Raw genomic sequence first — 13372 nt, forward strand, 5'->3', positions numbered from 1 at the left:
CGCCGACCCGCAGGACAGCGCCCCGGAAGACACTGCCCCACCGCCCGCGGGCGCGGTGGCGCCCGAGGCCGCCGCTCCGGCGGATGACGGCACGGCGGCCGCCGATGCCGCAGGGACCGGAGCGACCGGCGGGGACGGCGCAGGCGACGAAGAGGCGGCCCTTGAACGGGATCCGCAAGCGGCCCCGGAATCCGCCCTGGTGCGCGACTGAACGGCAGGGCCAAGGGGCGGGTGGCAAGACCCGCCCCTTGTGCAATAATAGTCACGATCAGTTCACTGTCGGAGAGCGTGGTTTATTTGCAACGCTGCCCTATTTGTCTTCGTATGACCAGCAGTCCCCGGCCCCGTTGCAGGACCGACGACTTGGGAAAGATAAGGACATCCGCATGAAGACGTTTTCACCCCGGCACCTGCTGACCGCCTCGGCCCTGGCCGTGACCGTCGGCCTTGGATACGCGGCCGCGCAGGACGCGCAGCCCGACATCACGCCCGAAGCCAGCCAGCAGGCGCAAGAGGCGGCCAACAACAACGAACCGCTGACGGCAGAGCCGAGCGAAGGCGCCTCCCAGGTCATGCCCGACAGCTTCGCCGATCTGGTCCAGCAGGTCGCGCCGGCCGTCGTCAACATCACCACCAGCGCGGTCGTGGCCCAGCCCGCCGGCGGCGAGGGCGGGCCGATGTTCCCCGAAGGCAGCCCGTTTTCCGACCTGTTCCGCGAATTCGGCTTTCCGGGCGGACCCGGGCAGCCCGGGCAGCCCGGCCCCGGCGGCCCCCGGATGCCCCAGCGGTCGAACGCGCTGGGCTCGGGCTTCGTGATCTCGGCCGACGGCTTCATCGTCACGAACAACCACGTGATCGAGGGCGCCGACGAGATCGAGGTCGAGTTCTATTCGGGCGAGACCCTGGCCGCGACGGTGGTGGGCACCGATCCCAACACCGACGTGGCCCTGCTGAAGGTCGAGAGCGAGGAGCCGCTGCCCTTCGTCGAGTTCGGCAATTCCGACGAGGCCCGGGTGGGCGACTGGGTGCTGGCGCTGGGCAACCCGCTGGGCCAAGGCTTCTCGGCCAGTTCGGGGATCGTCTCGGCCCGCAACCGCGAACTGTCGGGCACCTATGACGACTATCTGCAGACCGACGCCGCCATCAACCGCGGCAATTCGGGCGGCCCGCTGTTCAACCTCCAGGGCGAGGTCATCGGCGTGAACACCGCGATCTTGTCGCCCAACGGCGGCTCCATCGGCATCGGCTTCTCGATGGCGTCCAATGTGGTGTCCAGCGTCGTGGAGCAGCTGCGCGAGTTCGGCGAGACCCGGCGCGGCTGGCTGGGCGTCAAGATCCAGGACGTCACCCCCGACATGGCCGAGGCGCTGGGCCTGGCCGCGGATGCGGGCGCGATGGTCACCGATGTCCCCGAAGGCCCCGCGCGCGAGGCCGGGATGCAGGTGGGCGATGTCATCACCAGCTTCGACGGCTCGCCGGTCGAGGATACCCGCAGCCTGGTCCGCCGCGTCGCCGAAGCCCCCGCCGGCGAGCCCGTCGATGTGGTCGTGCAGCGCGAGGATGGCCCGGTGACCCTGTCGGTGACGCTGGGCCGCCGCGAAACCGCCGAGGGTGCCGAGGCCGGCGCGTCCGGCAACGACGACAGCGGTCCCGCGCAGCAGGACGTCCTGGGCCTGTCGCTGTCGGTCCTGACGCCGGACATGGCGCGGGACATGGGCCTGCCCGACGACTCGCAGGGGCTGCTGATCCAGGAGGTCGATCCCGAAAGCGAGGCGGCCGAGAAGGGACTTGCCCCGGGCGACATCATCACCGAGGCCGGCCAGCAGCCGGTTGCCACCATCGCCGACCTGAACGCCCGCATCGACGAGGCGCGCGAGGCCGGGCGCAAGTCCGTGCTCGTCCTGGTGCGCCGCGACGGAGAGCCGCGCTTCGTGGCCCTGCCGGTCAGCGAAAGCTGATCGGGGCGGATTGCACCGACACCAGACGCCGGGGGCGGCTCGCACAGCGGGCCGCCCCTTTTCGCAGGGCGGCCGCCGGGGCATGGGGTATGGCGGCGGGCGTTCCCTGCGCATCGCCTTGGCCGATGCCTTTCCGACCATGCGGCCACACCCCTTCCCATTGCGGGACCGATGCCCTATTTGCCCCCTGCACAGCAAAGGACACCGACGCCATGGCCCGCATCACCTATATCGAGCATAACGGAACCCGCCACGAGGTTGACGTGAAGCCCGGCATGACGGTGATGGAAGGCGCCCGCGACAACGGCGTTCCGGGCATCGACGCCGATTGCGGCGGCGCCTGCGCCTGTTCCACCTGCCATGTCTATGTCGATCCCGCCTGGCTGGACCGGCTGCCCCCCGCGACCCGATGGAGCAGGACATGCTGGACTTCGCCTGGCAGCCCGATCCCGAACGGTCCCGGCTGACCTGCCAGATCAAGGTGACCGAGGCGCTTGACGGATTGGTGGTGCAGTTGCCCGAACGCCAGATCTGACGCTAGGCCAGCAGCCTCAGCGCCTGCGCCAGGTCGATGGCGCCGTCATAGAGCGCCCGGCCCGAAATGGCCCCGGCGATGACGCCGGTCGCAGCAAGGGCGCGCAGGTCGTCCAGCGACGACACCCCGCCCGAGGCGATCACCGGAACGCCCACCGCCCGCGCCAGGGCCTCGGTCGCGGCGATGTTGGGGCCTTCCATCGCGCCGTCGCGGTCGATGTCGGTATAGATGATCGCGGCAACGCCGGCATCCTCGAAGCGGCGGGCCAGATCGGTCGCCGTCACCTCGGTCTCGGTCGCCCAGCCGCGGGTCGCCACGCGCCCGCCGCGCGCGTCGATGCCGACGGCGATCCGGCCCGGAAAGGCCGCCGCCGCCTGCCGCACCAGGTCGGGATCCTCGACCGCCACGGTTCCCAGGATCACCCGCGACAGGCCCTTGGACAGCCATGCTTCGATGGTCGCCATGTCGCGGATGCCGCCGCCAAGCTGGGCGGGGATCCGGATCGCGGCCAGGATCGCCTCGACCGCGGCGGCGTTCACGGGGTGGCCTGCGAAGGCGCCGTTCAGGTCCACCAGATGCAGCCATGCGGCGCCCGCGTCCTGAAAGGCCCGCGCCTGCGCCGCCGGATCGGTGCCGAACACCGTCGCGGCCTCCATCTCTCCGCGCAGCAGGCGCACGCATTGGCCGTCTTTCAGGTCGATGGCGGGGTAAAGGATCATGGCAGCCTCATGGGATCGCGGGACTGCGCTTCCTTTGCCACGCGTCCGGCCGGAACGGAAGGCGCGCCACGACCTGACGTCACGCTTGCCGCCGGCGGCCCGCCTTGCGCAGCATCCCCCCATCCCGAGGAGGAGGGGACCATCATGCGCCACATCATCGCCGCCGCAGCCATCGCTTTCGCCGCGGCCACCGCCGCCGTCGCCGCCGACCCGATCGAGGGGGTCTGGCAGACCCAGCCCGACGAGGGCGCCGTCGCCCATGTTTCCATCGCGCCCTGCGGGCCGGCCTTCTGCGGCACGATCACCCGCGCCTTCAAGGATCAGGCCCCGTTCCAGTCGCCCAATGTCGGCCGCCAGATCGTCATCGACATGGCCCCCCAGGGCGGCGGCGCCTACGCCGGCAAGGTGTGGCGGCCGGCCAACGACAAGATCTACAACGGCAAGGCCCGCGTCGAAGGCGACAGAATGAGCCTGTCGGGCTGCGTCGCCGGCGGGCTGATCTGCAAGAGCCAGACCTGGGCGCGGGTGCAGTAGCACCCGGGCCGCGGGTGCTCACCAAGCCGGCGGCGAGGTATCCCGCGCCGGGACCAGGGCGGTCGACAGGACGCGGTTGATGTGGTTCACTGTCACGAAAGTGTCATGAAGGTTAAGGGTTCATGGTCAGTGTTCGTGATGACGCCCCCTGGCGGCTGGCCCCAGGCTGCATGCCTGGTCCGTGATCCGCCGCGACAGGCCCGTTCGGGCGACGGCCCTGCTGCTGCTGTCGGTCGTCGCCTGCTTTGGCGTTGTTGATGTGCTGCTGAGGCTCTTGCACAATGACGATGGCAGCGCATCGCAGCTTGTCGCTCGGCTCTACGTCAACCTCAGTGTCGGCCGCGACGACTCGATCGCCGAGATGTTTAACCACGGGCTGGCCTTTTCCGCGGCGCTTCTGTTCTTCGCGACCGCGGTCGCTGCCCGGTCCCGGGTCTGCCTGTCGCTGGCAGTGTTCCTGGCCATCGCCTGGATCGACGATTCGGCGCAGTTCCATGAACGGGTGGGCAGGGCCTTCGGCGGGCGCTTCCCGGAGGCCGAGTTTCTGGGCGTCGGAGCGATCCATTTGGGAGAGTTGGTGGCCTGGACGCCGATCGGGGTCGTGCTGCTGGCGTTGATCGCGTGGGCGTCGCGCAACGTCCTGCCCGGAGACAGGACCGTGATGCGGCTGGTGCTTCTCCCCGTCCTGCTGCTGATCGCCTGCGCCGTGCTCGTCGATGTCGTTCACGTGCCTTTCGCGGGAACCGAACTGGACGCGGCCTTCATGTACCTGGAGGACGGCGGCGAAATGGTGGCCATGGCCCTGATCGCCGCCATCGCCCTCTATCTGGTCCGCAACGCCGAGGCCGTTTTCCGCACGGCGTGATCAGGCCGTGGAACTGCTTTTCCACTGCGACAGGCAGGGGATCTTGGCGCGGTCGCAGCGGTCGGAATATTTGCGGGCGATCTCCTGCACTTCGGCCAGCAACCCGTCCTCCAGCTTGATGGGGTCGAGGCCAAGCCCCAGGAAGCGGTCGTTGGCGACGTGCAGGTCGTTCTCGTCGGCCTCGTTGCGGGGGTTCTTGAGGAAGGCCACCTCGACCCCGGTCTGGTCGGCGATCATCCGGGCCAGGTCGCGGACCCGGTGGGTTTCGGTCATCTGGTTCAGGATGCTGACACGGTCGCCCTTCGCGGGAGGGTTCATCAGCGCCAGTTCGATGCAGCGGCAGGTGTCCTGGATGTGGATGAAGGCGCGGGTCTGGCCGCCGGTGCCATGCACCGTCAGCGGATAGCCGACCGCCGCCTGCATCAGGAAGCGGTTCAGCACCGTGCCGTAGTCGCCGTCATAGTCGAAGCGGTTGATCAGCCGGTCGTCCATCCGCGTCTCGGCGGTCTGGGTGCCCCAGACGATGCCCTGGTGCAGGTCGGTGATCCTGACACCGTCGTTCTTGTTGTAATAGAAGAAGAACAGCTGATCCTGCGTCTTGGTCATGTGATAGATCGACCCGGGATTGGCGGGATAGAGGATCTCCTGCCGGTGGGGGCCGTTCTCGGTCTCGATCACCACGTCCAGATAGCCCTCGGGGATCTTCATGCCCGCGGTGCCGTAACCATAGACGCCCATCGTTCCCAGATGCACCAGGTGGATGTCCTGGCCGCTTTCGACGATGGCGGCCAGCACGTCGTTGGTGGCGTTGAGGTTGTTGTTGACGGTGTAGCGCTTGTGCCAGCTGGATTTCATCGAATAGGGCGCGGCGCGCTGTTCGGCGAAATGGATCACCGCGTCGGGGCGTTCGTCGCGCAGCAGGGTCAGCAGGCGGTGATAGTGCTTGCCGACGGTGAAGTTCTCGACGCGGATGGTGTGGTTGGTCAGCTCGTGCCAAGCGCGGACCCGCTCGCCCAGCGGGCGGATCGGGGTCAGGCTGTTCACCTCCAGCTCGACGTCGATCTTGCGGCGCGACAGGTTGTCCACCACGATGACGTCATGGCCCCGCGCCGAAAGATGCAGCGCCGTCGGCCATCCGCAGAAGCCGTCTCCGCCCAGAACGATGATCTTCATGAACCTGCCTATTTCGGACCGTGTTTCGGCGCCTTGTAGAATGGCCGCAGGACGGATGCCATAGCCGCCATGCGACGGACATCGCGCCGGCGCGACCGGCCGCCAAGCGGCGTCAGCCGCGCGGGTCGATCAGCCGGGCCAGCACCGCGTCCCGGGTGATGCAGCCGCCGCCCTGGACGGGCAGGGCGGGCTTGTCCGACAGCAGGCCCATGACCTTGCGCACCGGCATGTCGCGCGGCACCGGCTCGCCCGGGGCATCGCCCGGCTGGGCCACGTCGGCGGCGGTCAGCACGCCCAGGGGGTTCATGTGCGCCACGAAATCGGCCACGTAGTCGCTGACCGGATCGGCGATGATCTGGCGCGCGGTGCCGGTCTGGACGATGCGGCCGCCTTCCATCAGGGCGATGCGGTTGCCCAGCTTGAAGGCCTCGTCCAGGTCGTGGCTGACGAAGATGATGGTGCGGCGGGTCTTGGCCTGCAGTTCCAGCAGCTCGTCCTGAAGCCGCGACCGGATCAGCGGGTCCAGCGCGCTGAAGGGCTCGTCCATCAGCAGGATCGGGGCCTCGGTGGCGAAGGCGCGCGCCAAGCCCACCCGCTGCTGCATCCCGCCCGACAGATCGCCCACCTTCCGGTCGGCCCAGTCGGTCAGCCCCACGGTTTCAAGCTGCCGGTCCACCTGCGCCCTGCGCTGGGCGGGCTTCATCCCCGCCAGTTCCAGGCCCAGCCCGACGTTTTCGCGGACCGTCCGCCAAGGCAGAAGGCCGAATTGCTGGAACACCATCGCCACGTGGCGCAGCCGGATGTCGCGCAGCGCGCGCCTGCCCGCCCCGCTGACCGAGATCATCCCCGAGCCGTCCCAGACCCGGACCTCGCCCCGGCAGACATGGTTCAGGGCGTTGACGGCGCGCAGCAGGGTGGACTTGCCGGACCCCGACAGGCCCATCAGCACCACGATCTCGCCCTGGCGGACGTTCAGGCTGCAGTCGTGCACGCCCAGGATCTGCCCGGTGGACGACCGGATCTCGGCCCGGTCCAGGCCCTGGTCCATCAGCGGCAGGGCGGTTTCCGGGCGGTCGCCGAAGACGATGCTGACGCGGTCGAATTCGACGGCATTGGGTGCGGCGTTCATTTCCGGCCCTCCAGCCGAAGCATCCGGTCCAGAAGGATCGCCACCACGACGATCACGAAGCCCGATTCGAAGCCCAGCGCGGTGTTCACGCTGTTCAGCGCGCGCACCACCGGCACCCCCAGCCCCGAGGCGCCGACAAGCGCGGCGATCACCACCATCGACAGCGACAGCATGATGGTCTGGTTCAGCCCCGCCATGATCTGCGGCAGGGCGCTGGGCAGTTCCACCTTCCACAGAAGCTGGCGCGGCGTGGCGCCGAAGGCGGTCGCGGCCTCGATCAGCGATGCGGGGGTCGAACTGATGCCAAGCTGCGTCAGCCGGATCGGCGCGGGCAGCACGAAGATCACCGTGGCCAGCAGGCCGGGCACCATGCCGATGCCGAAGAACACGATGGCGGGGATCAGATAGACGAAGGTCGGCAGCGTCTGCATCAGATCCAGCACCGGCCGCATCCAGGCGTAAAGCCGGGGCCGGTGCGCGGCGGCGATGCCCACCGGCACGCCGATGGCCATGCAGACCAGGCAGGCCGCCAGGACCAGGGTCAGGGATTGCTGCATCTCCTCCCAGTAGCCCTGGTTCAGCACGAACAGCAGCCCCAGGGCGACCAGCAGGCAGACCTTCCAGCGGCGCTGCAGGATCCAGGCCAGCGCCACCGCCAGAAGGATGAACACGAAGGGGTGGGGCGCCTCGAGGGCGGCAAGGATGCGGGCGATCAGCCAGTCGAGCCCGGTCGAGATGGCGTTGAACAGCCCCGCCGCATTGGCGTTGAGCCAGTCGAAGACCCTGCTGGCGGTTTCGCCTATGGGGATCTTGTTGTCCGTGACCAACGCCGTCAGCTGCTCCATGCGGACATCCTTGCCTGGTTGTTGTGGCGGGTTCGGTGCGGCGCCCGGCCGGCGGTCAGCCGGACAGGGCTTCTGTCAGGGCGGCGACCGCGTCGTTGCCGTCGAAGGTCGTCACGCCCTCCAGCCAGGCGGCCGCGGCGTCGGGATTGGCCGCCAGCCAGGCCTTCGCGGCCTCCATCGGATCCTGGCCGTCGTTCAGGATCATGTCCATCACCTCGTTTTCCATCGCCAGCGTGAATTCGAGGTTCTGCAGGAACCGCCCGACGTTCGGGCATTCCTGGACATAGCCCTGTCGGGTGTTGGTGCGCACCTCGGCGCCGCCCAGGTCGGGGCCAAAGATGTCGTCGCCGCCGGTCAGGTAGGTCATCTCGAACCGGGCGTTCATCGGATGGGGTTCCCAGCCCAGGAACACGATCGGCTTGCCCGCGGCATCGGCGCGCGCGACCTGCGCCAGCATCCCCTGTTCGCTGGATTCCACCACCTCGAAGGTGCCCAGGCCGAACTTGTCCTCGGCCACCATCTCCAGCAGCAGGCGGTTGCCGTCATTGCCGGGTTCGATCCCGTAGATCTGGCCCGACAGCGCGTCTTTGTGTTCGGCGATGTCGGCGAAATCGGCGATGCCCAGATCCGCACCCGCCTTGTTGGTGGCCAGCGTGTATTTCGCGCCCGTCAGGTTGGTGCGCACCGTGTCCACGGTGCCCGCCTCGCGATAGGGGGCGATGTCGGCCTCCATCGTGGGCATCCAGTTGCCCAGGAAGATGTCCACGTCGTCGGTGGACAGGGCGGTGTAGGTGACCGGCACCGACAGCAGCTTCGTCTCGGTCTCGTAGCCCAGGGCCTGCAGCACGGTCGAGGCCAGGGCGGTGGTGGCGGTGATGTCGGACCAGCCCACGTCGGACAGGACCACCTGACGGCATTCCTCGGGTTCGGCGGCCAGCGCGGGTCCGGCAAGCGCGGCACCCATCACCGCCAGAAGGGCAAGGCTTTTGCAGTTCATGCGGGGCTCCCTGTTCTTGATTGGCCAGTCAATTAAAGTTACACGGGACCTCGATAGCAACCTCATTTTCCACGAAGGTGCCGGATTGCCCAAGATCGGGGTCGAGCCTATCCGAAAAGCCGCGCTTATCAATGCCACGATCTTCGAGATCGGGCGCGCCGGTTCGCTGGATGTCACCGTGGCGCAGATCGCCCGGCGCGCGGGCATGTCCGCTGCGCTGGCGCATCACTATTTCGGATCGAAAGAGCAGATCTTTCTGGCCGCCATGCGCTATATCCTGCGCGTCTACGGGCTGTCGGTGGCCGAACGGCTGCCCGGGCACGGCCGGCGCGGGCGGCTGGACGCGATCATCCATGCCAGCTTCGCGCCCCAGAACTTCCAGCGCGAGACCGTCAGCGCCTGGGTGAACTTCTATGCCCTGGCGCTGATCAACGACGAGGCTGGGCGCCTGCTTCGTGTCTATCACAGCCGGCTGCGGTCGAACCTGGTGCTGGCGCTGCGGCCGCTGACGGGCGAACCGGCGCGGGTCGCGGCGACCTTGGGCGCGCTGATCGACGGGCTTTACCTGCGCGCGACCCTGACCCCGGGCGGCATCGACGCCGCGACCGCCGAAAAGCTGATCTTCGCCTATCTGGATGAAACCCTGCCATGACCCACGACGCCCAACCCCAGGCCAGCCTGTTCATCGACGGCGCCTTCCACGAGGGCGAGGGCGCGGCCCTGCCCGTCCTCTATCCCCATACCGGCGAGGAAATCGCCCTGCTGCGCGAGGCTTCGGCGGATCAGGTGGCGCAAGCCTGCCGGTCGGCCGCCCAAGCCCAGCCGGCATGGGCCGCGATGGCCCCCGCCGATCGCGGCCGGGTGCTGTCGCGCGCGGCCCGGATCATCCGCGACCGCAACCCCGAACTGTCCCGGCTGGAGACGCTGGACACCGGCAAGCCGATCCAGGAAACGCTGGTGGCCGACTGGGCGTCCGGGGCGGCGGCGCTGGAATATTTCGGCGGCCTGGCCGCGACCGTCACCGGGCAGATGATCCCGCTGGGCCGCGACTGGGCCTATACCCGGCGCGAGGCGCTTGGCGTCTGCGCGGGCATCGGCGCCTGGAACTATCCCAGCCAGATCGCCTGCTGGAAGGCCGCCCCGGCCTTGGCGATGGGCAACGCGATGGTCTTCAAGCCCTCCGAGGAAACCCCCTGGGGGCGCTGAAGCTGGCCGAGATTTTGCTGGAAGCAGGCGCGCCGCCGGGCATCTTCAACGTCGTGCAGGGCCGGGGCCAGGTGGGCGCGGCGCTTGTCGGCGACCCGAACGTGGCCAAGGTCTCGCTGACCGGATCGGTGCCGACGGGGCGGCGGGTCTATGCCGCCGCCGCGGAAGGGATGCGCCACGTCACGATGGAACTGGGCGGCAAGTCGCCGCTGATCGTCTTCGACGACGCCAGCCTCGAGGACGCGGTGGGCGCGGCGATCCTGGCGAACTTCTATTCGTCGGGGCAGATCTGTTCCAACGGCACGCGGGTGTTCCTGCAGCAGGGCATCGCGCAGCGCTTCCTGGACCGGCTGGCCGAACGGCTGGCCACGATCCGCATCGGCGATCCCCTGGACCCCGACACGCAGTTCGGCCCGATCATCAGCGCCGCTCAGGCGGCCCGGATCCGCGCGGCCATCACCGCGGGCCTGGACGCCGGGGCGCGCCTGGTCTGCGGCGGCCTGGGCGAGGGGGCCTTCATCCCGCCCACCGTCTTTGCCGGCGCCACCGACGACATGGCCATCACCCGCGACGAGATCTTCGGCCCGGTGATGACCACCCTGACCTTCGCCGACGAGGCCGAGGCCGTGGCGCGTGCCAACGCCACGGGATTCGGCCTGGCGGCCGGGGTCTTCACCCGGGATCTGACCCGCGCCCATCGCGTCGTGGCGGCGCTGGAGGCAGGCACCTGCTGGATCAACGCCTACAACCTGACGCCCGTGGAAATGCCCTTCGGCGGCGTCAAGATGTCCGGCCTGGGGCGCGAGAACGGCACCGCCGCGATCGAGCATTATTCGCAACTCAAGACTGTCTATGTCGGCATGGGTGCCGTCGAGGCTCCCTACTAGGAGGATCGCCATGACCGCGGATTACGTCATCATCGGCGCCGGTTCCGCCGGCTGCACCCTGGCCTATCGCCTGACCGAGGCCGGCCACCGCGTCACCCTGGTCGAATACGGCGGCAGCGACATCAGCATCTTCATCCAGATGCCCGGCGCGCTGTCATACCCCATGAACATGCCGCGATACGACTGGGGCTTCGCCACCCAGCCCGAACCGCATCTGGGCGGGCGCAGGCTGGCCACGCCGCGCGGCAAGGTGCTGGGCGGATCGTCGTCGATCAACGGCATGGTCTTCGTGCGCGGCCACCGCAAGGACTACGACCACTGGCGCGACAGCGGCGCCGCCGGCTGGGGCTATGACGACGTGCTGCCCTACTTCAAGCGGATGGAGACATGGCACGGCGGCGCGTCGGAATGGCGCGGCAGCGACGGCCCGCTGCACGTCACCCGCGGCAAGCGCCGCAATCCGCTGTTCAACGCATTCATCCAGGCCGGACAGCAGGCCGGCTGGCCCTATACCCCCGACTACAACGGCGAAAACCAGGAGGGCTTCGGGCCGATGGAGGCGACCATCTGGAAGGGCCGCCGCTGGTCCGCCGCCAACGCCTATCTGCGCCCGGCGCTGAAGACGGGCCGGCTGACCGTGATCCGCGCCCTCGCGCGCCGCATCCTGTTCCAGGACCGGCGCGCCACCGGCGTCGAGGTCGAGCGGCAGGGCCGGATCGACCGGATCCACGCCCGCCGCGAGGTCATCGTCTCGGCCAGTTCCATCAACACGCCGAAACTTCTGATGCTGTCGGGCATCGGGCCTGCCGATCATCTGCAAGGCCACGGCATCGCGCCCCTGGCCGACCGCCCGGGGGTGGGCGCGAACCTGCAGGACCATCTCGAGATCTACATGCAGTACAAGGCGCTGAAGCCCATCACGCTCTACACCTATTACAACCTTCTGGGCAAAAGCCGGGTGGGCGTGGAATGGCTGCTGCAAAAGACCGGGCTGGGGGCGTCGAACCAGTTCGAAAGCTGCGGCTTCATCCGGTCGTCGGACGCGGTGGATTACCCCGACATCCAGTATCACTTCCTGCCGCTTGCCGTGCGCTACGACGGCAAGGCGGCGGCCAAGGGGCATGGCTTCCAGGCCCATGTCGGCCCGATGCGGTCGAAGTCGCGCGGCACGGTGCGCCTCGTCTCGGCCGATCCGGCGGCGCCACCCGAGATCCGCTTCAACTACATGTCCCACCCCGACGACTGGGCCGAGTTCCGCGCCTGCGTGCGCCTGACGCGCAAGATCTTCAACCAGCCCGCCTTTGCCGAATACCGCGGCGACGAGATCCAGCCCGGCGCGCATGTCCAGACCGACGACCAGATCGACGCCTTCATCCGCGACCACGCCGAATCGGCCTATCACCCCTGCGGCACCGCCCGCATGGGCGCCGCCGATGATCCGATGGCGGTGGTCGATCCCGACCTGAGGGTGATCGGCGTCGAGGGGCTGCGGGTGGCGGACAGTTCGATCTTTCCGCGCATCACCAACGGCAACCTCAACGGCCCCTCGATCATGGTCGGCGAAAAGGCCTCCGATCACATCCTGGGCCGCGCGGCGCGGTCCGACGACAGCCGCCTGGCTGCCGAATAGCCATCTTCTGTGCTGCAAATATCCCCGCCGGAGGCACCTGCGACCGCCGCGGGCGCCATCGGCGGTGGGGGCTCAGCCGTTCGCCTCGCGCGCGGCCGACACGGCGCCTTCCAGGCCGTCTGCGGGCATCCCGCGCAGCAGTTGCTCACCGATGACGAAGGTGGGCGTGCCCATGATCGCCATCCGCTCGGCCAGCTGGCGGTTCTCGCGCAGCACCGCGGACACGGATTCGGTGTTCATGGTGTTCAGCACCTCGGTCGCGTCCAGGCCGATGTCGCCGGCGATCCTCTGCAGCGCCTCGGGCGAGGGGGCGCCGCGCAGCTCCATCAGCGCCTCGTGGGCCTTCGCATAGGCGTCGTCACCGGCAAGCTGCTTCACGGCAACGGCGAAGCGGGCCGAGGTCTCGCTGTCCGGCCCCAGGATCGGGAATTCCTTCAGGATGAGCCTGATGTTGCCGTCGCCCTCGACGATGTCGCGGACCTGCTGGTTGAACTTGCGGCAGTAGCTGCAGCGATAGTCGATGAATTCGACCATCGTCACGTCGCCCTGGGGATTGCCGCCGACCCAGCTGTGCCCGTCCTCGAAGATCGCGTCGCGATTGGCCTGGACCAGGGCCACGTCATTCTGCGCCTCGGATGCGGCGCGGCGTTCCTCCAGCACGGTGATGGATTCCACCAGCACCTCGGGATTGGCCATCAGATATTCCCGCACGGCCTCGCCGAAGGCGGCCTTTTCTGCGTCGGTCATGGCGGAAAGGTCGAAGGCCACTGCAGGGGTCGCGGTCAGCAGCAGCGCGGCGATCAGGCGTTTCATCGGCTTCCTCGGGGTTGGCTTGCCCCGACCTTGGCGCGCACCGCCGGGCTTGGCAAGCAAGCCGTTCACAAAGCTGCGTGA

General features: G+C 68.6%; 11 protein-coding genes and 2 pseudogenes. 7 read left to right on the forward strand and 6 right to left on the reverse strand.

Going from position 1 to position 13372, the window contains the following annotated elements; translation table 11 throughout:
• Window positions 1–386: 386 nt before the first annotated feature.
• Both ACZ1HC_RS09135 and ACZ1HC_RS09140 read left to right on the forward strand, forming a co-directional pair.
• Complete coding sequence (locus tag ACZ1HC_RS09135) at window positions 387–1958, forward strand: Do family serine endopeptidase (RefSeq protein ID WP_472699705.1); 1572 nt, start codon at window positions 387–389, stop codon at window positions 1956–1958.
• A gap of 212 nt (window positions 1959–2170) precedes the next feature.
• Window positions 2171–2493 (forward strand): annotated as a pseudogene (locus tag ACZ1HC_RS09140) (2Fe-2S iron-sulfur cluster-binding protein).
• A gap of 2 nt (window positions 2494–2495) precedes the next feature.
• Here the strand turns inward: ACZ1HC_RS09140 and hisA are convergent.
• Window positions 2496–3212 (reverse strand): 1-(5-phosphoribosyl)-5-[(5-phosphoribosylamino)methylideneamino]imidazole-4-carboxamide isomerase, encoded by a 717-nt coding sequence (gene hisA, locus ACZ1HC_RS09145; RefSeq protein WP_472699706.1) that lies wholly within the window; start codon window positions 3210–3212, stop codon window positions 2496–2498.
• Window positions 3213–3356: 144 nt separating this feature from the next.
• Here hisA and ACZ1HC_RS09150 point away from each other — a divergent pair, with 144 nt between their 5' ends.
• Both ACZ1HC_RS09150 and ACZ1HC_RS09155 read left to right on the forward strand, forming a co-directional pair.
• Window positions 3357–3746: a DUF2147 domain-containing protein gene (locus ACZ1HC_RS09150; RefSeq protein ID WP_472699707.1), complete on the forward strand. Its 390-nt coding sequence runs from the start codon at window positions 3357–3359 to the stop codon at window positions 3744–3746.
• A gap of 181 nt (window positions 3747–3927) precedes the next feature.
• The gene (locus tag ACZ1HC_RS09155; RefSeq protein ID WP_472699708.1) at window positions 3928–4611 is read left to right on the forward strand and encodes a hypothetical protein; all 684 of its coding nucleotides are present in this window, start codon (window positions 3928–3930) and stop codon (window positions 4609–4611) included.
• Here ACZ1HC_RS09155 and ACZ1HC_RS09160 read toward each other — a convergent pair whose 3' ends face one another.
• The 4 genes from ACZ1HC_RS09160 to choX form a co-directional block, all read right to left on the reverse strand.
• Window positions 4612–5784, reverse strand: a complete 1173-nt coding sequence (locus tag ACZ1HC_RS09160) for an NAD-dependent epimerase/dehydratase family protein (RefSeq protein WP_472699709.1) — start codon at window positions 5782–5784, stop codon at window positions 4612–4614.
• A gap of 112 nt (window positions 5785–5896) precedes the next feature.
• Window positions 5897–6913 carry a choline ABC transporter ATP-binding protein gene (gene choV, locus ACZ1HC_RS09165; RefSeq protein ID WP_472699710.1) on the reverse strand — a complete coding sequence of 339 codons (1017 nt, stop codon included), beginning with the start codon at window positions 6911–6913 and terminating at the stop codon, window positions 5897–5899.
• Window positions 6910–7758, reverse strand: a complete 849-nt coding sequence (gene choW / locus ACZ1HC_RS09170; RefSeq protein ID WP_472699711.1) for a choline ABC transporter permease subunit — start codon at window positions 7756–7758, stop codon at window positions 6910–6912. The genes choV and choW overlap by 4 nt, the downstream gene beginning before the upstream one ends.
• Before the next feature lie 55 nt (window positions 7759–7813).
• On the reverse strand, window positions 7814–8755 hold the full coding sequence (gene choX, locus ACZ1HC_RS09175; protein WP_472699712.1) for a choline ABC transporter substrate-binding protein: 942 nt from the start codon (window positions 8753–8755) through the stop codon (window positions 7814–7816).
• 85 nt (window positions 8756–8840) lie between these two features.
• On the opposite strand from choX, the gene betI reads away from it, so the two are divergent.
• From betI to betA, 3 genes and pseudogenes are all read left to right on the forward strand, one after another.
• Complete coding sequence (gene betI, locus ACZ1HC_RS09180) at window positions 8841–9407, forward strand: choline-binding transcriptional repressor BetI (protein WP_472699713.1); 567 nt, start codon at window positions 8841–8843, stop codon at window positions 9405–9407.
• Window positions 9404–10848: pseudogene (betB, locus tag ACZ1HC_RS09185) on the forward strand (betaine-aldehyde dehydrogenase). Before betI ends, betB begins: the two are co-directional and overlap by 4 nt.
• A 10-nt stretch (window positions 10849–10858) precedes the next feature.
• Window positions 10859–12478 (forward strand): choline dehydrogenase, encoded by a 1620-nt coding sequence (gene betA, locus ACZ1HC_RS09190; protein ID WP_472699714.1) that lies wholly within the window; start codon window positions 10859–10861, stop codon window positions 12476–12478.
• Window positions 12479–12550: 72 nt separating this feature from the next.
• On the opposite strand, the gene ACZ1HC_RS09195 is transcribed toward betA, so the two are convergent.
• Entirely contained in the window at window positions 12551–13291 is a 741-nt protein-coding gene (locus ACZ1HC_RS09195) for a DsbA family protein (RefSeq protein WP_472699715.1), read from the reverse strand.
• Between the last annotated feature and the right edge of the window lie 81 nt (window positions 13292–13372).

This window comes from Paracoccus sp. BR5-17 (assembly GCF_055693925.1).